The sequence below is a fragment of the Acinetobacter nectaris CIP 110549 genome (assembly GCF_000488215.1).
Taxonomy (GTDB): Bacteria; Pseudomonadota; Gammaproteobacteria; order Pseudomonadales; family Moraxellaceae; genus Acinetobacter; species Acinetobacter nectaris.
Window position 1 is genome coordinate 870128 of record NZ_KI530712.1, and the last position, 19753, is coordinate 889880.

Below are 19753 nucleotides of genomic sequence, written 5' to 3' on the forward strand. Positions count from 1 at the left end.
CGCTAAACAATAAGGATAGAATTATGGCAAATCAAGAATATGACTACATTATTGTTGGTGCTGGTTCCGCAGGTAATGTACTTGCAACACGCCTCACTGAAGATAAAGATACAACAGTTTTACTCCTAGAAGCAGGTGGTCCTGACTACCGTGCCGATTTTCGCACACAAATGCCAGCTGCCCTTGCATACCCACTTCAAGGTCGCCGTTATAACTGGGCATATGAAACAGACCCAGAACCAAACATGAATAACCGCCGTATGGAGTGTGGTCGTGGTAAAGGTTTAGGTGGCTCATCATTAATTAACGGGATGTGTTACATTCGTGGTAACGCGATGGATCTTGACGGCTGGGCAAAACTTCCCGGCTTAGAAGATTGGTCATATGCAAACTGCCTGCCTTACTACCGTAAAGCTGAGACACGTGATATTGGTCCAAATGACTATCATGGTGGTGAGGGCCCTGTTAGTGTGGCTACACCAAAAACTGGCAACAATGTTTTATTCCATGCAATGGTTGATGCTGGTGTTGAGGCAGGCTATCCACGTACAGACGACCTAAATGGCTACCAACAAGAAGGTTTTGGCCCGATGGATCGTACAGTAACGAAACAAGGTCGCCGTGCAAGTACTGCTCGTGGTTATCTTGATACTGCTAAAAAACGTTCAAATATCACGATTGTGACACATGCGGTCACAGATAAGGTTTTATTTTCAGGTAAACGCGCAACAGGCGTACAGTATCTTCAAGGTGAAAGCACTACACCAACGGTTGTAAAAGCTCGCCGTGAAGTACTTATTTGTTCAGGAACCATCGCATCTCCACAAATTTTGCAACGCTCAGGGGTTGCAGATCAGGCATTTTTAGAAGAACTTGGTATTCCTGTTGTTCATCATTTACCGGGTGTTGGTGAAAACTTACAAGATCACTTAGAACTGTACTTACAATATGCAGCAAAGAAGCCTGTATCTCTTTACCCTGCTTTGCAGATGCATAACCAACCTGCAATTGGTGCAAAATGGTTATTCTTAGGTGAAGGGGTTGGTGCGTCAAACCAATTCGAAGCAGGCGGTTTTATTCGTAGTCGTCCTGAGTTTGAATGGCCTAATATTCAATACCACTTCTTACCTGTTGCCATTAACTACAATGGTAGCAACGGCGTACAAGAACACGGCTTCCAAGCTCATGTAGGTTCTATGCGTTCACCATCTCGTGGTCGAGTACGCATTAAATCATTAAACCCACATGACCACCCAAGCTTATTGTTCAACTACATGTCTACAGAACAAGATTGGCAAGAATTCCGTGACTGTATTCGTTTAACACGTGAAATTATGCATCAACCTGCTTTAGATGAATATCGTGGTCGTGAAATTAGTCCGGGTAAAGATGTTGTCACTGATGAACAACTTGATGAGTTCGTGCGTAATCATGCAGAAACGGCGTACCACCCATGTGGTAGCTGTAAAATGGGTACGGACGATATGGCTGTGGTAGATCATGAAGGTCGTGTACACGGCTTAGAAGGTTTACGTGTCGTTGATGCATCAATTATGCCTATTATTATTACGGGTAACCTTAATGCAACGACCATCATGATTGGTGAAAAAGTTGCAGATGCAATACGTGGACAAAAATTACCGCGTTCAACTGCACCGTATTATAAAGCAGATAACAAACCTGTACGCGAAGCACCAAAGCGTGAATTTACTGAAGATATGATGCAATAGTTTTTATTGCTTTCATGAACTAAAAAAGGACTGCACAAGCAGTCCTTTTTTATACTTTGAATATTAGTTAGCTAAAACTTTTGCAATAGATTCAGCAACATAATAAACATTCTTTTGGTTTAAGCCTGCAACACACATACGACCACTACGAAGTAAGTAAATTGCATAGTCTTCACGCAATGAATCTACTTGCTCAGGTGTTAAACCTGTGTAGCTAAACATACCACGTTGTTTTACTAGGTAATCAAAGTTTTTACCCGGTAAACGCTTTTCAAGCTCATCACGTAAGATCGTACGCATTTTTGCGATACGCTCACACATACCTTGTAGTTCAGCTTCCCAATCTGCACGCAACGTATCATTTTCTAATACTGCATCTACAAGTAACGCACCTGTTGTTGGTGGGTTAGAATAAACACGGCGTACTGTTGCTTTTAACTGACCAAATACATTTTCAGCGCTTTCAACTGTTTCTGAAACAACAGTTAATCCACCAACACGCTCACCATAAAGTGAGAAAATTTTAGAGAAAGAGTTACTTAAAATAAACTTAGCACCTGCTTTATCTAATGCACGAATCAGATAAGCATCTTTGTCTAGACCTTCAGCAAAACCTTGGTATGCGATGTCTAAGAAAGGAATAACTTTACGTTCAAGTAATACTTCAATCACTTTATCCCATTGCTCAGGCACCAAATCTGCACCTGTTGGGTTATGACAGCAAGGGTGTAACAATACGATGTCATTTTCAGGAAGTTGCTTTAAGCAATCTAACATCGCTTCAAATGCAACACCATTTGTTTGTGCATCAAAATATGGATATTCAGCAGTTTCAAAACCTGCACCTTGGAAAATTGCAATATGATTTTCCCAAGTTGGCTGACTTACCCATACTTTCGATTTTGGAAAGTATTTCTTTAGAAAATCTGCACCAATCTTCAATGCACCTGAACCACCAAGTGTCTGAATCGTAACAGCACGTTTTTCAGCTCTTGCAGTACTTTCTTCACCCAATAACAACGCTTGTGTTGCATCGCAGTAGCTTTTTAAACCAGACATTGGTAAATAAAGTTTTGCTTTATCTACATTTTTACCAACTTCTAAAGCGGCTGTCTTTACTGCATTAAATTGCGGAACAATACTTTCTTCGTTGTAATATAAGCCAATACTTAAATTAACTTTATTGTCACGCTCATCTTTTTGGAATTTTTCCATTAGTGTTAAGATTGGGTCGCCTGCATACGGCTCAACATGCTGAAACATAATTCACTCTGTCCACTCTATTGTTTCATCATTATATACATAGATTTATACTCAGGTGTGCATAGATTTCACACAAACACAAAAAAATATGCCCGACTATAGTCTTATTGTTTTATGAATATAAAGGTTCATTTACTGAACCAAATATTTTTCTCACCCTGCTCTATTTTTTCTAAAATAGGACAGTCTGCATTTTCATTTCCTGAACAACATTCAGCAGTTTCTTTCAATACAGATACCATCGATTTTAGTTGCTCAATTTGAGTGTTCAATTGTGCAATATGCTTAGTTGCCAATGCCTTTACTTCTGCACTATGGCGGTCTTTATTGCGCCATAGCTGTAACAAGGCTTTCGTTTGCTCTGTGGAAAAATTCAATGCTTTTGCATGTAATATAAACTGTAATGTCTGAACATCTGCCTGTTCATAAAAACGATAACCTGCATCTGTCCTTTTTACTTTAGGTAAAAGCCCAATAGATTCATAGTAACGGATCATCTTATTAGACAATCCAGTTTTCTTTGAAACTTCACCTATATTCATCTATATATCTCTATTTCATATCGGATAACTAAAACGCTTTAAACGCAATGCATTTGTCAGTACAAATACTGAAGACAATCCCATTGCAAATGCTGAAATCATTGGCAATAACAATATATGATAAAAAGGATATAAAGCACCTGCTGCAATTGGAATTAATGCAATATTATAAATAAATGCCCAAAAAAGATTTTGTTGTATATTGCGAATTGTAGCTTTGCTTAACGCAATTGCCTGCGTCACAGTTTGCAAATTACCAGACATCAACACCACATCTGCGGACTCAATCGCAACATCTGTTCCCGTACCTACAGCTAAACCAATATCTGCTGTTGCCAATGCAGGAGCATCATTAATACCATCGCCAACATAACCTACCTTTCCATAAGTTTGCTGCAATTTTTGAATAGCATCTACTTTGCCTTGTGGCAATACTTCTGCAATTACATCGTCAATTTTCAGTTTTTGTGCAATTGCACGTGCCGTTTTGTAGTTATCTCCACTAATCATCACCACTTTCAGCCCAAGCTCATGTAACGATTGAATTGCTCGATAAGTCGATGGCTTAATATCATCTGCAACCGCAACAATGGCAACCACCAAGTTTTCAATTGCAATGTAAAAAGGCGTTTTTCCATCTTCAGCAAGCTGTTCAGCTTTAACTGCAAAAGGCTTTATATCTAAATCTAGTTTTTCCATAAAACGGTCTGCACCAATATATACAGACTTTTCATTAACAACTGCTTGAATACCGTAGCCTGCAATTACGCGCACTTCAGATGAATTAAGCAATGGAATTTGCTGTGCCTTTGCATGGTTTACAATTGCCTCAGCAACAGGATGCTCCGAATATTGCTCGACGGATGCCATATATTGTAAGACATCATCTTTATTTTGGTGATCTATCGTATCTAAGTCTGTTAGTTTTGGCTTACCTTCTGTCAGTGTACCTGTTTTGTCAAAGGCAATGACCTTTGCTTCTTTGAGCGTTTGCAACGCCTCGCCTTTTCGAAATAACACACCCATTTCTGCACCACGACCTGTGCTCACCATAATAGATGTTGGTGTAGCCAAACCCATTGCACAAGGGCATGCGATAATAAGTACCGCAACTGCATTCACAAGCGCAAAAGAAAATGCTGGGCTCGGTCCGAAAACTAACCATGCAATAAAGGTTAATGTTGCCAAGCCAATCACAACAGGTACAAACCACATAGTAACTTTATTCACAATACTCTGAATAGGTAACTTTGAGCTTTGTGCCTCTTCAACTAAACGAATAATTTGGGAAAGTACCGTATCGTTACCTGTTGCATTAACTTGAATATGCAGAATACCTTGCTGATTTACAGTTCCTGCGACAACGTGACTGTCTTTGTCTTTTTTTACAGCGATTGGTTCACCTGTAATCATAGACTCATCTACAAAACTATGACCATCAATTACAAGACCATCAACTGCGATCTTTTCCCCAGCTTGAACAACCACAATCATGCCATTGTGTACATCTGAAATATCTACTTCTTTCAGTTGACCATTTTGTAAAATGCGGGCTGTTTTTGGCTGAATACCTATAAGACGCTCTATGGCCTGTGATGTTTTTCCTTTCGCTTTTGCCTCTAAGTAACGCCCTAATAAAATTAGCGTTACAATGACAGCCGCAGCTTCAAAGTAAACATTGATTGTATTTTGAGGTAATAAATTCGGTAGAAATGTAGCAATACAAGAAAAGCCATATGCAGCCAATGTACCTAACGCAACCAAAGAGTTCATGTCTGGCGCTAAACGCCATAAGGCAGGTAAACCTTTTTTATAGAACCTTCTTCCAGGGAACACCAACACAACGGTTGTCAAAATAAATTGAATATACCAACTCAGTTGTTGCCCAATGTGGGTTAATACAAATTTATGAAAAGACATCGAAAGATGTGTGCCCATCTCCAGAATAAAAACAGGCAACGTACAAATGAATGCAATAAACAAATCCTGTTTAAATAGCTGTGCTTCTGCTTCTCTCTTTACAGTCAATGATTCATCTTTTTCATTATTTTTTATTTTAAGTTGGGCGTCATATCCTGCCTTTTCTACAATTTGAACCAATAATTTTGGTTCTATATGCTCATCTGTTTCAACAGAAGCCGACTCAGTTGCCAAATTTACAGAGACATTTTTTACCCCTTCCACCTTACGCAATGCTTTTTCTACTCGCCCTACGCAAGAGGCACATGTCATTCCTTGTATTTCCAAATCAAGCGTTTTATTCTTTTGATTAACCTGTGATGCTGTATAACCCGCTTTTTCTATTGCTTTAAGCAATACTAAAGGTTGTAAATTTACACCTTCTATAACAGCTTTTTCTGTCGCTAAATTTACGGAAACTGCCTCTACACCCTGTTGTTTTTGCAATACTTTTTCAACACGTCCAACACAAGAGGCGCATGTCATTCCTTCAATATGAAGTATGACTTGCATCGTTTGTGGCATGATTGCTTCGTATCCCGCACGCTCAATAATTGAAACTATTTTTTCTTTATTTAAATCCCGCCCTAAAACTGCAACTTTCTCAGTTGCCAAGTTCACATTTACATCTTGTATATTTTCTTGCTTATGAAGGACTTTTTCTACTCGCCCGACACAAGACGCACATGTCATACCATGTACTGTAAACTCTAATCGTTCATATTCTTGAGCGCTCATATACGCCTCTATGCCTTTCTTTAGTCATTACATGTAAGTTTAAACCTTTACATCATGTTAAGGTCAAGCTTGACCTTATCCCTATGGTAAGGTTTAGACTCATACAACATAACCAACCTAAAGGTGCTTAAAATGCAATTTGAAATTCCGAATATGACGTGTGGTGGCTGTGCTCGTGGTGTAACAGCAATTATTAAAGACCTTGATGAAAATGCTGAAGTAGATATCAATTTAGAAAAAAAACTTGTTACAGTAAACACTCATGAAACTGAAGAAAATGTAAAAGCAGCATTAACAGAAGATGGCTTCCCTCCAATTACAAAATAATACAATTCTACAGATAATAAATATATTTTATATTATCTGTAGACCTTTCAATATTAATTCATTATTTATATCTATATAATAAAAATCATATTATTTATAATAAGATTATTTAGTAACCAAAATTATTGAATAATTAATTATTTAAAATAAATCTTAAAAGTGAATAAAAAAAGTACTTAATGAAAATATAAATCTATTTTATGTTTTTTTAGTTAAATATTTTTTAAGGAATATTTAATAAAATAAATAATCTCTTAGGAGGGTTATATGGAAATAGAAACAACAAAGGGTAGTTCTGTCCCCGTTAAAATATTTGCAATTATTTTAACATTATTCGCTTTACCTCTACTGTTCGGCGGTATTTACCTCACTACACTTGGTGGCTCGTGGTATTACTTAATTTCAGGATTGGTACTTGTGCTTTCAGGCATACTACTTTTCAAAAACAAACTCATCGGCGCAAAGATTTTTGGCGCTTTCTTTATTGCAACTATTATTTGGACAATCTACGAAACAGGTTCGCGTTTTTGGGGATGGATTCCTCGACTCGCGATTTTCGCTGTCTTCGCTTTTTTTCTTACATTATTACTGCCCAAAATCGGTCATGGCGTAAGCAAAAAAATATCTCGTATTCTTACAGGTATTATTGTTATTTGCTTTGCAATTGCACTTGCATGTGCATTTGTACCACATTATAGCTATAGTTCAGGTCAAGAAATCTCAGACCAACCATTGGTTAGCGGTGACGTAAGCAACGACCCTACACAATCAGATTCTGATTGGAAATACTACGGTCGTGATGCTGATGGCACACGTTATTCACCATTAAAACAAATTAATGCAGATAACGTTAAAAACCTACAACGTGCTTGGGTATATCACACAGGTGATTTACCGCCTGCAGGTAAAAAAGATGTTTGGGCTGCTGAACATACACCAATTAAAGTCGGTAATGGCTTATATGTATGTAGTGCAACCAACAATGTAAGTCGTATCGACCCTGCAACAGGCAAAGAGGTTTGGAAATTCAAATCGAATGTTGCTTATGACAGTATTCCGTATACTGCTGCTTGCCGTGGCTTAACTTACTATGAATCTAAAGTCATTCCACGTGGTCAAGCTTGCCATACACGTATTGTGGTTGGCACATTAGACATGCGTTTAATTGCTTTAGATGCAGAAACGGGGCAACCATGTGACAACTTTGGCGACCATGGTACAACTGACTTAAATAAAGGTCTTGGCTATACCGTACCAGGATTCGTTTCAGTAACTTCACCTGCTACGATTGTAGACGATACAATCATTGTAAACCACGAAGTGCGTGATAACCAACGTCGTTGGGCACCATCTGGTGTTATTCGTGGCTACGATGCAGAAACTGGTAAATTCAAATGGGCTTGGGACATGAAACGTCCGAATGACCATAGTGAACCAAAACCAGGACAAGAATATAGTCGTGGAACACCAAACTCTTGGGCACCAATGATCAGCGATGAGAAACTTGGTCTTGTTTACATTCCTATGGGTAACGCTGCTGCTGACCATTACACAGCAATGCGTAGTCCTGAAGAAGAAAAAGTAAATGCGGCAATGGTTGCACTAGATGCAAAAACAGGTGACTTACGTTGGGCATTCCAAACTGTACATAAAGATGTATGGGATCAAGATTTAGGTTCTCAACCAACACTTATCGACTATCCTGATGCAAATGGTAAGTCTGTGCCTGCAATGCTTGTGCCGACAAAACTTGGACAAACATTCTTATTAAACCGTGAAAATGGTAAACCACTCTCTCGCGTAGAAGAACGTCCTGTACCGACAACTGACGGCGTAAAAGATGATCCACGTTCGCCAACTCAACCATTCTCAGTTGATATTCCTCGTTTAGGTTTCCCAGATTTAAATGAAACAAAAATGTGGGGTATTTCACCAATTGATGAAATGATTTGTCGTATTAAATATCGTCAAGCAAACTATCAAGGTATGGATACACCTCCAAGTTTAGACAAACCTTTCATTATGTACCCAGGTAATAATGGCGGTAGCGATTGGGGTAGCTATTCTTATGACAGTAACCGCGGTGTAATTATTGCGAACTGGAATAATAACCCAATGTATGGTCAGCTTATTACACGTGCTCAAGCCAACAAAGATGGTTTAGAGTCGATGGATGCGAAAAACTATAAACCTGTTGGTGGTATTGGTCGTCCAATGGCAGATACTCCATATGGCGTAGAAATTAGTGCATTCTTTAGTCCTACAGGCATGTTATGTAGTGAACCACCATACGGTATGATCACTGCCATTGACCTACATACTAAGTCAATTTTATGGCAACATCCATTAGGCAGCGCCGAACGTAATGGTCCATTTAACTTACCAACGCATATGCCTATTAACATTGGTACACCAAATAATGGTGGTCCAATTACAACGGCTGGGAACATTATCTTTATTGCTGCAACAACTGACAATAAAATCCGTGCTTTAGACCTTCGCACAGGTAAAGAGTTATGGAGTGATACACTTCCTGCTGGTGGACAAGCAACACCTATGACCTATTCAATTAATGGTGAACAGTATCTAGTTATTATGGCTGGTGGTCACCACTTTATGCGAACTGGTGTAAGTGATGCACTTGTTGCATATAAACTTCCAAAAAATATGCAATAACATCAGATAAAACAAAAAAGCCAGCATTTATGCTGGCTTTTTTGTTTAAAAGTCACCTTAGAAATTATTTGGATTCTCTAACTTATTCACTTCACTCGCTTTATTTGGGTCATATACAGCAGCTACACCATCAGCATCAACAACATCAATATTTTGTTCAGGACTATAAATACTAATTGTTTCATTACCCTCAGTATCTTCACCCACAATATATTTTACACCTGTGCGATTCATTTTATGGCATAGACGTTGATACCACCCTTTTAAACCTGTCGTTTCTTCATTTGGATTATGATAAAAAGCATTCATTACCGCAGGTAAGCCTAAACCACATACTAAACCTGACATCAATACACTAATAAACGTATAACCAATAAGAATACTACTGTATGGGCTGAGTGAAGGATGGTTTGCAACTGCAAGAATTAAGGCTAAAGAAATGCCACCACGTACGCCACCCCAGCTTAAAATGGTTAAACTGCCGTTATAGCTATTTTTTCTAAAGGCAGGAATGAAAGCAAAAGAGAGGAAGTTTGCTGCAAAACGTGAAATATGCAAGACAATAAAAGCAACCATACCACCTAAAATCATATCTACATTTAAATCTAGAATAAATAACTCTAGACCGATTAAAGTAAATAAAAATGAGTTAATAATACCTTCAACAGTATGCCAAAAATGATTAATTTCTCTTGTTTCACTTTCGCCTAAAATCTCTTCCCATTTATTACCTACAATTAACCCACCAATAACACATGCAATTGGTGCTGATGCATGTGCAAACAAAGCGACCAAATAAGAACCACAAGCCAATAATGCTGTCGTTAAAATAAGAGACTCATGTTCATGCTTTCCACGCAATAAACGCAAAATGGCTGTACCAAATGCCCAACCAATTAAGACAGCCACAACAATTTCATAAAGCAAAGTTTCTATTGTGCCGACTAATGTAAAATGATTGCCTTGAATTACATTGAGTAAAGTCATAAAAACGGCAATACACATGGCATCATTAAATAATGACTCACCTTCTAACTTTACAATAAGATGATGTGGTGCTCTAACTGAGCTTAAAACACCCTTTACACCAATAGGGTCTGTTGCACCAAGTGCAGAACCCAATAACAATAAAACCAATAATGGGACAGGACTACCAATAAGAAACTGGAATCCGTATAGCATCCCCCCAAAGAGTACAGCACAAAGCACTAAAGAAATCGTTGCTAAAATACCAATTGGCTTCCAATGATTCCTCAAATCTGAAATTTTAAATTTAAGTGCAGAAGATGTTAAAATAAAGCAAATGACACCATTAATTAAAAAATCATAAAAATCAATATGTCGAACAGCATTTTCAATATTATGAATATTAATAGTAATAAACTGATTACCATTAAGTAAACTCGCCCCCCATTGCAAAATAAAAACCAACAATGCAGAAACAATAGGTACACCTATGGCTTGAGGAAAGCCTAATATACGTTTATTAAATATTGTTGTTGCAATAGATAATGCAAAAATTACAGCAAAAACCTGTAATATAAAATAACTTCCCATAAGTGTACCTTTTACTTAGAAGTAAGATAGCAATATAGCGTCTTCCTATATTGCTGAATTAAATGTATCGCAGTCATGGATATTGCCTGATTGAAAGCCCCTATCAAACCAGTGCATACGCTGTTGACTTGTTCCATGTGTAAAGCTGTCTGGGACAACTTGCCCAGTAGCACGCTTTTGCAAATAGTCATCCCCAATTTTCTCAGCAGCATCCATTGCTTGGTGAATATCACCCTCATCTAAGAACTTCACCCGATCATTTGTTCGTTTTGCCCAAACCCCTGCAAAACAATCTGCTTGTAATTCTTGTTTAACCGAAAGTTGATTCCCTACTTTCTCACTCGATTGACGGCGCAAGTTATATACCTGATCAGATACACCTAATAAATTCTGCACATGATGCCCCACCTCATGCGCAATGACATAAGCCAGTGCAAAATCCCCTGCCTGATCTTTTCTTGAGAACTCGGTATTACCACTACTCCCCGTAATTCCCATTTTTGCTTTCATTTCTTGGAAAAAGGTTGTGTCCAAATAAATTTTTTGATCAGTTGGACAATAAAAAGGTCCCATTGCTGCACGGCCAGCACCACATGCTGTCTGTGTTGCACCGCTATATAAAACAAGTTTTGGGTCCGTATATTTCTTGCCATTCTCTTGAAAAATTTGCGTCCATGTTTTTTCAGTATCAGCTAAAACTGTAGATGCAAACTGCTTTGCTTCGGCCTGATCAACAGTTTGATGTTCTAGTGGTTTATTTGTAGGTTGTCCTTGTTGCTGAGTAACCTGTTTTGTAACCTGATAAGCTTGCTGAGGATTCACACCAAAAAATTTCCACGCAACAAATGCAACAACAATACCAAGGATACTAATACCACCTGCTTTTAGCCCGCCACCACGGCGGTCTTCAACATTGCTGCTTTCCTCTCGATCTTTCCAACGCATTGGTTTACCTTCTCTATATCTACTATGCTTTTTTTAATACTTTTTGGGCAGCCCCAACCACAAGAAAGACAAGCAATCCTGCAACAAATCCAAGTAATAAGTTAATAAGCATTGGGGTTGTACTACTTAATATTGTACCAAAGTTTGGAATTGACCCAACATAACTGACAGAATGTTCAGTTAAATGATGTGCTTGTGGTACAGCATGTGTAATAATCCCTCCACCTACAAGAAACATTGCAACAGTTCCAACAATAGAAAGAAGTTTCATTAACTTTGGTGCAAACCCTAAAAGTAAACTTCCTATCGTTTGTTGCCATGCTTTTGCTTTCTTTTTTAAATACAAACCTAAATCATCAATTTTCACAATTAAAGCAACAAAGCCATATACACCAATCGTCATCACAAGTGAAATTAGACTCATTACAATCACTTTATCCATCAATGGTGCATCTGCAACTGTGCCTAAAGTAATAACAACAATCTCTGCCGACAAAATAAAATCGGTTTTTACTGCACCTTTTATTTTTTCTTTTTCATAATGCTCTAAATTATCTACACTAATCTGATCTGATTCCTCGTCAGACTTTCCTTTTTTACTTTGGAAAGCATGCAATACTTTTTCAACCCCCTCATAACAAAGGAATAAACCACCTATCACCAAAAGCGGATTAATCAGCCATGCTGCAAAAACACTAATCACAAGTGCTAGTGGAACAAGAATACATTTATTAATAAAAGAGCCTTTTGCAACAGACCAAACGACAGATAATTCACGATCTGCTTTAACACCTGTCACTTGTTGCGCATTCAATGCTAAGTCATCACCTAACACACCTGCTGTTTTTTTTGCTGCAACTTTGCTCATGACGGCAACATCATCTAAAGTAGATGCAATATCATCTAATAAAAGAAGTAAACTACCAGCCATTAGAGTTCCTTTTTTTGGTTTTTATACTTTATTTTAATCTGTTTTCTTGTTATTTAAATAGTAAATATCGCAATATCCATACAAAGCCTATTTATTGATGTGCATTCGTTGTGTCATTTATACATAATGCACTTTTATGGCGTACAATATGGTCATTTCCAAATTAAAATAGCTCACTCATTTTAGGATTATAGTATGACAGTAGAAAATCAACGTCCAATTATTTTAACTGGGGACCGTCCAACAGGGCAGTTACATTTAGGACATTTTGTTGGTTCTTTACGTTCTCGCGTGGGCTTACAAGACTCTCATCATCAGCACATACTCCTTGCAGATGCACAAGCACTGACTGATAACGCAGACAACTTTGAGAAAGTTCGTCGCAATATTATAGAAGTTGCAACCGATTACCTCGCTGTAGGAATTGACCCAAGCAAAACAACCATTTGTGTACAGTCTCACTTACCTGCTTTAAATGAGCTCACAATGTTGTATTTAAACTTTGTGACTGTTGCGCGTTTAGAACGCAACCCTACAATTAAGTCTGAAATACAAATGCGTGGGTTCGAGCGTGATATCCCTGCGGGCTTTTTATGCTACCCAGTTGCACAGGCAGCAGATATTACTGCATTTAAAGCAACAGTTGTTCCTGTTGGTGAAGATCAAATACCAATGATTGAACAAACCAATGAAATTATTCGTCGTGTAAATAGACAAATTGGAAACGATATCCTTCCTGAATGTAAAACACTTTTGTCGAATGTTGGACGTCTTCCTGGCTTTGATGGCAAAGCAAAAATGTCTAAATCACTTGGCAACACCATTGTACTGAATGCAACAGATAAAGATATTAAGAAAGCTGTAAATTCGATGTATACAGACCCTAACCATCTCCGCATTGAAGATCCAGGTCAGGTAGAAGGCAATGTTGTATTTACTTATTTAGATGCTTTCGATACAAATAAAGAAGAACTTAAAGAACTCAAAGCACACTATCGTCGTGGTGGTCTAGGTGATGGTACTGTTAAGAAACGTTTAGAAGGTATCTTAAAAGAGCTTATCGAACCAATACGCGAACGCCGTAATGAACTTTCTAAAGATCCTGACTACATTATGGATGTATTACAAGAAGGAACTAGGAAGTGTCAGATCGTTACACAAAACACATTAGATGAGATAAAGTCTGGTCTTGGTATGTTTAGATTTTAATTAGTGCAAACTAAATCACACAATTATCTAAATGTATAATATATTTGAATTTTAAATTTACAGACAGTCACACTTAATCACATAACTGTGACTGAACAATACAGCTATTACCGCTATTCTTTTTATATAAAGAAAACGATTTTAGTTTCGTTGTTATACGCAGTGGCTCCCCAACCATTGCGTATTTTTTTATCTGTATTTTTTACAAATAAAAAAGCAGCCTATAAAAGACTGCTTTTTCAAATCGATAATATTTTTATTTGCGCTTACGCTGAATCGCATGAATCGCACGACCATCTACAGCAAGTGCAGCTTCGTGAACGACTTCTGAAAAAGTTGGATGACCAAACGTCATTAACTGTAAATCTTCTACTGAAGAAACGAATTCTAGCGCAATCATACCTTGATGTACGATATCAGATGCACATGGTCCAACCACATGCATGCCCAATAGACGATCCGTCTTTGCATCAGCAACAAACTTCACAAAACCTGCACTTTCACCTGCAGCCAATGCACGACCATTCACAGCAAATGGGAATTGACCTGCTTTAACTTCATGCCCTTGCTCTTTCGCAGCTTCTTCAGTTAAACCAACCCATGCAGCTTCAGGATGTGTATAAATTACACTAATGATTGTGTCATAGTTTACTTGCGCCGCATGACCATGCATACGCTCAACAGCCATAACACCTTCTTCCATCGCTTTATGTGCAAGCATTGGACCACGTACAAGGTCACCAATTGCATATACACCTTCAATAGATGTCGCACAATGATCATTGACTTCAACAAAACCGCGATCTGTAACTTTAACACCTGAGTCTTCTGCAAGCAGACCTGCTGCATACGGCTTACGCCCTACACAAACAATAAGCTTATCAAAGGTTTCAGTCTGTTCCTGACCATTTTGAGTATATTTAACAATAACTTCACGGTCATTCACTTCTGTACCAGCAACTTTTGCACCAATACGAATATCTAGACCCTGTTTTTTCAGAATTTTTTGATAGTCTTTAGCCAATGCTTTATCTGCCATTGGTAAAAATGCATCCATTGCCTCAAACACAACAACTTCTGCACCCAAACGACGCCAAACTGAACCTAACTCTAAGCCAATTACACCAGCACCAATTACACCTAAACGCTTTGGTACTTCAGGGAAACTTAATGCGCCTGTTGAATCTACAATTAAGTCTTGGTCTACAGGTGCAACAGGAATATTCACAGGTACAGAGCCTGAAGCCAAAATTACATACTTCGGTGCTAAGATTTGTGTTTCACCTTCATGTGGAACAAACTCTACCTTTTTACCCGCAAGTAATTTACCCATACCTTGCAACCACTCAATATCATTACCTTTAAGTAATTGAGCAACACCACCTGTAAGCTGATCTACAACTTTATCTTTTCTAGCAAGTAATTTTGCAAGATCAAGAGATACTTCTCCTGTTGTAATACCATGGTCTGCAAGTTCATGTTGTGTAGATTCAAAACGGTGCGATGAATCAAGTAACGCTTTAGATGGGATACAACCAACGTTTAAGCATGTACCACCTAAAGATGGTTTTCCATTGTGAATACGCTTTTCAATACAGGCAACTTTAAAGCCTAGTTGTGCTGCACGAATTGCAGCTTCATAACCGCCTGGCCCACCGCCAATCACAACAAGATCAAACTGTTGAGACATACTTATCTCCATAGACCACAATAAGTGGTTTAACTTATTGTGGTTTTATCGCTATTTGTTTAAAAATTAAAGGTCAAGAATCAGTTTTGCTGGCTCTTCTAAAAGCTCTTTCACTGTTACTAAAAACCCAACAGCTTCCTTACCATCAATCATACGGTGATCATAAGACAATGCAAGATACATCATTGGTAAAATAACCACTTGACCATTTACGGCCATAGGACGTTCTTGAATTTTATGCATACCTAAAATACCAGTTTGTGGCTGGTTCAAAATAGGTGTTGAAAGCAATGAACCAAAAGTTCCACCATTAGTAATGGTAAATGTTCCACCCGTCATTTCATCAATAGATAACTTGCCATCGCGTGCTTTTTCAGCATAACCACGAATGCCTGATTCAACTTCAGCATAACTCAAACGGTCTGTATCACGAAGTACAGGAACAACCAAACCACGCTCAGATGAAACAGCAACACCAATATCATAATAACCATGATAAACAATATCATCGCCATCAATCGATGCATTTACCGCAGGATAACGTTTTAGCGCTTCTGTCACGGCTTTTACGAAGAAAGACATAAACCCTAAACGTGAACCATGGCGCTTCTCAAAAGCATCTTTGTATTGCTTACGCATGTCCATGATTGGTTTCATGTTGACTTCATTAAATGTCGTTAACATTGCCGTTTCTTGCGTTGCGGACAGCAGTCTCTCAGCAACACGCTTTCTCAAACGTGTCATTGGTACACGTTTTTCAATACGCTCACCGACAGCCATACTCAGCGGTGCTGTTGCAGGCGTTGCTACAGTAGCAGGCTTACTTTGATGATTTACAACATCTTCTTTTGTAATACGACCGCCGCGACCTGTACCTTGTACTTCTTCTGCTGCAATTCCTGTTTCAGTCAATGCTTTACGTACTGAAGGTGCTTGACCCTGTACTTGTTCACGCTCAACAATTGCAGAAGCACCTGCTTCAGTTTGTGCTGTCGCAGCTTTTACAGTTTCTTTAACATCAGCAGATTGAGGTGTAGCCTGTGCAGCAGCACCTTCTTCAAACTGTGCAATGACTTCATTTGAAAGTACCGTATCACCTTCATTTTTGACAATTGCAACTAAGCTACCATCTGCAGGAGCAACAACTTCAAGCACCACTTTATCTGTTTCAATATCACAAATGACTTCGTCACGTGATACAGCTTCACCTACTTGCTTATGCCATGTAGCTATTGTTCCATCTGCTACTGACTCTGGGAATACCGGTGCCTTAATTTCGGTTGCCATTATACTACTTCTCCTGATTATTCAGCTTCAAGCGCCAGCGCGTCAGAAATAAGCTGAGCTTGTTGTTTTGCATGCAAATATGGTGAACCACATGCAGGGGCTGCTGATGCTTGGCGTCCTGCAAAATGAAGTTTAATTTGTTTTCCAGCAGTCATGAAACCATCGAATAAACGCGGTGCAATAAAGTGCCAAGCACCTTGGTTTTGTGGCTCTTCTTGACACCAAACTACATCTTTTGCGTTTGGATATGACTCAAGTACTTCCGCAAGGCGTTTTTCTGGATATGGATATAACTGCTCAACGCGTACTACTGCGACATTTTCTAAGTTTTCTTCACGGCGTTTTTCTAAAATATCATAGTAGACTTTACCACCGCACAGCACAACGCGACTTACGTCAGACTTATTCAATGCATCTACTTCATCAATGACTGTTTGGAATTGCCCTTGAGCAAGCTCTTCTAAACTCGATACCGCTTGTTTATGACGTAATAAAGACTTAGGTGACATCACAATCAGTGGTTTACGAATTGGACGCACAGCTTGGCGGCGTAAAAGATGGAAAATCTGTGCAGGTGTCGTTGGTGTAACCACTTGCATATTGTCTTCTGCACAAAGTTGCAAAAAGCGTTCTAAACGTGCAGATGAGTGCTCAGGCCCTTGCCCTTCAAAGCCATGTGGTAATAGCATTGCCAAGCCACACACACGCTCCCACTTGGTCTCACCAGATGCAATAAACTGATCAATCACAACCTGTGCACAGTTAGCAAAGTCACCAAATTGTGCTTCCCAAACAACCAATGCATGTGGTTGAGTCGTTGCATAACCATATTCAAATGCAAGAACAGCTTCTTCAGAAAGTAAAGAATCCCAAAGTGCAAAACGTGGCTGATTTTCTTTAATATGGCAAAGCGGTAAATATTCAGAACCATCTTTTTGGTTATGTAATTTTGCATGGCGGTGTGAGAACGTACCACGTCCAACATCTTCACCACTAATACGCACAAGATAACCATCATCTAGAATAGTTGCATACGCTAAAGTTTCCGCAGCACCCCAATTTAGTGGTGTTTCACCTGTTTGCATTTTTAAGCGTTCATCAATGACTTTCGATACTTGGCGCTGCATTTCAAACCCTTCAGGTAAGGTATGCATTCTACGTCCAAGCTCTTTTAAACGCTCGATATCAAAAGAAGTATCCCAATTGTCTGTATAATCTAAACCAAGATAAGGCTTCCAATCGACAAACATTTTTGTATTTGGTTCAAGTACAAGTGCATTGGCAACATGCTTACCTGCTTCCAAATCTGAGCGATAATGCTCAATCATTTTGTCCGCTTCATCACGATCTAAGACCTGATCTTGTACCAGTTTATCTGCATACAACGTACGTGTCGTTGGCTTCTTACTAATGACTTTATACATCATTGGCTGAGTTGCAGATGGCTCATCTGCTTCATTGTGACCACGACGACGATAACAGAACAAGTCAATCACTACATCTTTACGGAACGTATGACGGAAGTCATGTGCAAGCTGAGAAATAAATACAACAGCTTCAGGGTCATCACCGTTCACATGAAATATTGGTGACTGAACCATTTTTGCGATGTCTGTACAATATTCAGTTGAACGCGCATCTTTAGGGTTGGATGTTGTAAAACCAACTTGGTTGTTTACTACAATATGTACTGTGCCACCTACCGTATAGCCACGTGTTTGTGACATTTGGAAGGTTTCCATATTTACACCCTGACCTGCAAATGCAGCATCGCCATGTACAATAATTGGTAGAACATCGTCACCGCCAATATCTTTACGGCGTACTTGACGTGCTCTTACCGAACCTTCAACCACAGGCCCAACAATCTCTAAATGCGATGGGTTAAATGCAAGTGCAAGATGGACTTCACCACCCGGTGTCACCACATTTGACGAGAATCCTTGATGATACTTCACATCACCAGAACCTTTCTTCGTTAATGATTTCCCTTCAAACTCACCGAAGAGATCGGCAGGGTTTTTACCCATAATGTTGACTAAAAGGTTTAAACGCCCACGGTGAGGCATCCCAATAACAACCTCTTTACACCCAACCGCACCAGCACGTTGAATCAGTTCATTAACCATAGGTATAAAAGACTCACCGCCTTCTACACCAAAACGTTTTGCACCAACGAACTTATTCCCTAAATATTTTTCTAAACCTTCCGCGGCAGTCAAACGCTCTAATACATGCTTTTTCTGACTTGCCGAAAAGTCAAACTGACCTTTTGCACCTTCTAAACGCTGTTGAATCCAACGCTTTTCAACAGTATTTACAATGTGCATATATTCAGCACCAATAGACTGACAGTAGGTTGCTTCCATCGCATCTACCATTTCGCCTAAAGTGGCATCACTTTTACCAATAGCCAAGTTACCTGTATTAAATATTGTATCTAAATCAGACTTCGTGAGGCCATGTGCATTAAGCTCTAAATCGGGTACTTCTTCACGAGTTGCAATGCCCAAAGGGTCTAAACGTGCTTTTTGATGACCGCGATTACGATATGCTGCGATGAGTTGTAAAACACCAACTTGGCGACGCTCATGCTCTGTACTTACCGTACTTTGTCCAATTGGTTGGCCACGATTCGAGTTTCGACCGAGTAATAAAAATTGTTCACGCACAGTTCCATGTGGTTGATCGCCCTTGGGATATTTATCGAAATACTTACGCCAGTCTTCAGTGACTGTAGATGGAGAAGTTAAGTACTGTTCATATAATTCTTCAATATATGCTGCACTATCAGCTGAAAGTTCAGTATCGAGACGCAGTGCGTCAGCAACTTCTTGCATTTTTGGACCCATTTCCTTGTTGCAAAAACATTTACAGGCTACTCGTGAGGCAACCCATG

The 19753-nt window shown here is 39.0% G+C and carries 13 protein-coding genes; 4 read left to right on the forward strand and 9 right to left on the reverse strand.

What is annotated here, in order from left to right:
• Window positions 1–23 precede the first annotated feature (23 nt).
• Entirely contained in the window at window positions 24–1730 is a 1707-nt protein-coding gene (gene betA, locus P256_RS04480; RefSeq protein ID WP_023272492.1) for a choline dehydrogenase, read from the forward strand.
• A 63-nt stretch (window positions 1731–1793) separates the two neighbouring features.
• Here the strand turns inward: betA and P256_RS04485 are convergent, their stop codons facing one another.
• From P256_RS04485 to P256_RS04495, 3 genes are all read right to left on the reverse strand, one after another.
• Window positions 1794–2993: an amino acid aminotransferase gene (locus tag P256_RS04485; RefSeq protein ID WP_023272493.1), complete on the reverse strand. Its 1200-nt coding sequence runs from the start codon at window positions 2991–2993 to the stop codon at window positions 1794–1796.
• Between the two features lie 128 nt (window positions 2994–3121).
• Window positions 3122–3535, reverse strand: a complete 414-nt coding sequence (gene cueR, locus P256_RS04490; protein ID WP_023272494.1) for a Cu(I)-responsive transcriptional regulator — start codon at window positions 3533–3535, stop codon at window positions 3122–3124.
• Between the two features lie 15 nt (window positions 3536–3550).
• Window positions 3551–6232: a heavy metal translocating P-type ATPase gene (locus P256_RS04495; protein ID WP_023272495.1), complete on the reverse strand. Its 2682-nt coding sequence runs from the start codon at window positions 6230–6232 to the stop codon at window positions 3551–3553.
• A 132-nt stretch (window positions 6233–6364) separates the two neighbouring features.
• Between P256_RS04495 and P256_RS04500 the strand changes: the two genes are divergently transcribed.
• Both P256_RS04500 and P256_RS04505 read left to right on the forward strand, forming a co-directional pair.
• Window positions 6365–6559: a heavy-metal-associated domain-containing protein gene (locus P256_RS04500; protein WP_023272496.1), complete on the forward strand. Its 195-nt coding sequence runs from the start codon at window positions 6365–6367 to the stop codon at window positions 6557–6559.
• A 267-nt stretch (window positions 6560–6826) separates the two neighbouring features.
• Window positions 6827–9235 (forward strand): membrane-bound PQQ-dependent dehydrogenase, glucose/quinate/shikimate family, encoded by a 2409-nt coding sequence (locus P256_RS04505; protein WP_023272497.1) that lies wholly within the window; start codon window positions 6827–6829, stop codon window positions 9233–9235.
• A 57-nt stretch (window positions 9236–9292) separates the two neighbouring features.
• Here P256_RS04505 and P256_RS04510 read toward each other — a convergent pair whose 3' ends face one another.
• The 3 genes from P256_RS04510 to P256_RS04520 are packed head-to-tail and all read right to left on the reverse strand — an operon-like array spanning window position 9293 to window position 12668.
• On the reverse strand, window positions 9293–10792 hold the full coding sequence (locus P256_RS04510) for a cation:proton antiporter (RefSeq protein ID WP_023272498.1): 1500 nt from the start codon (window positions 10790–10792) through the stop codon (window positions 9293–9295).
• 45 nt (window positions 10793–10837) lie between these two features.
• The gene (ypfJ, locus tag P256_RS04515) at window positions 10838–11737 is read right to left on the reverse strand and encodes a KPN_02809 family neutral zinc metallopeptidase (protein ID WP_023272499.1); all 900 of its coding nucleotides are present in this window, start codon (window positions 11735–11737) and stop codon (window positions 10838–10840) included.
• A 22-nt stretch (window positions 11738–11759) separates the two neighbouring features.
• The gene (locus tag P256_RS04520; RefSeq protein WP_023272500.1) at window positions 11760–12668 is read right to left on the reverse strand and encodes a DUF808 domain-containing protein; all 909 of its coding nucleotides are present in this window, start codon (window positions 12666–12668) and stop codon (window positions 11760–11762) included.
• 195 nt (window positions 12669–12863) lie between these two features.
• Between P256_RS04520 and trpS the strand changes: the two genes are divergently transcribed.
• Complete coding sequence (trpS, locus tag P256_RS04525; protein ID WP_023272501.1) at window positions 12864–13877, forward strand: tryptophan--tRNA ligase; 1014 nt, start codon at window positions 12864–12866, stop codon at window positions 13875–13877.
• Between the two features lie 256 nt (window positions 13878–14133).
• On the opposite strand, the gene lpdA is transcribed toward trpS, so the two are convergent.
• From lpdA to P256_RS04540, 3 genes are all read right to left on the reverse strand, one after another.
• The gene (lpdA, locus tag P256_RS04530; RefSeq protein WP_023272502.1) at window positions 14134–15567 is read right to left on the reverse strand and encodes a dihydrolipoyl dehydrogenase; all 1434 of its coding nucleotides are present in this window, start codon (window positions 15565–15567) and stop codon (window positions 14134–14136) included.
• Between the two features lie 66 nt (window positions 15568–15633).
• Window positions 15634–16854, reverse strand: coding sequence for a 2-oxoglutarate dehydrogenase complex dihydrolipoyllysine-residue succinyltransferase (odhB, locus tag P256_RS04535; RefSeq protein ID WP_023272503.1), 1221 nt, complete (start codon window positions 16852–16854; stop codon window positions 15634–15636).
• A 17-nt stretch (window positions 16855–16871) separates the two neighbouring features.
• A complete protein-coding gene (locus tag P256_RS04540) occupies window positions 16872–19694 on the reverse strand; it encodes a 2-oxoglutarate dehydrogenase E1 component (RefSeq protein ID WP_023272504.1) in 2823 nt (940 codons plus the stop codon).
• Window positions 19695–19753: the final 59 nt, after the last annotated feature.

Coding starts and splice junctions, on each gene's coding strand:
- lpdA (WP_023272502.1), bottom strand. CDS start 15,567: ATGTCTCAACAGTTTGATCTTGTTGTGATTGGCGGTGGGCCAGGCGGT.
- P256_RS04540 (WP_023272504.1), bottom strand. CDS start 19,694: ATGCAAGAAGTTGCTGACGCACTGCGTCTCGATACTGAACTTTCAGCT.
- P256_RS04500 (WP_023272496.1), top strand. CDS start 6,365: ATGCAATTTGAAATTCCGAATATGACGTGTGGTGGCTGTGCTCGTGGT.
- odhB (WP_023272503.1), bottom strand. CDS start 16,854: ATGGCAACCGAAATTAAGGCACCGGTATTCCCAGAGTCAGTAGCAGAT.
- cueR (WP_023272494.1), bottom strand. CDS start 3,535: ATGAATATAGGTGAAGTTTCAAAGAAAACTGGATTGTCTAATAAGATG.
- P256_RS04495 (WP_023272495.1), bottom strand. CDS start 6,232: ATGAGCGCTCAAGAATATGAACGATTAGAGTTTACAGTACATGGTATG.
- P256_RS04505 (WP_023272497.1), top strand. CDS start 6,827: ATGGAAATAGAAACAACAAAGGGTAGTTCTGTCCCCGTTAAAATATTT.
- P256_RS04520 (WP_023272500.1), bottom strand. CDS start 12,668: ATGGCTGGTAGTTTACTTCTTTTATTAGATGATATTGCATCTACTTTA.
- P256_RS04510 (WP_023272498.1), bottom strand. CDS start 10,792: ATGGGAAGTTATTTTATATTACAGGTTTTTGCTGTAATTTTTGCATTA.
- trpS (WP_023272501.1), top strand. CDS start 12,864: ATGACAGTAGAAAATCAACGTCCAATTATTTTAACTGGGGACCGTCCA.
- P256_RS04485 (WP_023272493.1), bottom strand. CDS start 2,993: ATGTTTCAGCATGTTGAGCCGTATGCAGGCGACCCAATCTTAACACTA.
- ypfJ (WP_023272499.1), bottom strand. CDS start 11,737: ATGCGTTGGAAAGATCGAGAGGAAAGCAGCAATGTTGAAGACCGCCGT.
- betA (WP_023272492.1), top strand. CDS start 24: ATGGCAAATCAAGAATATGACTACATTATTGTTGGTGCTGGTTCCGCA.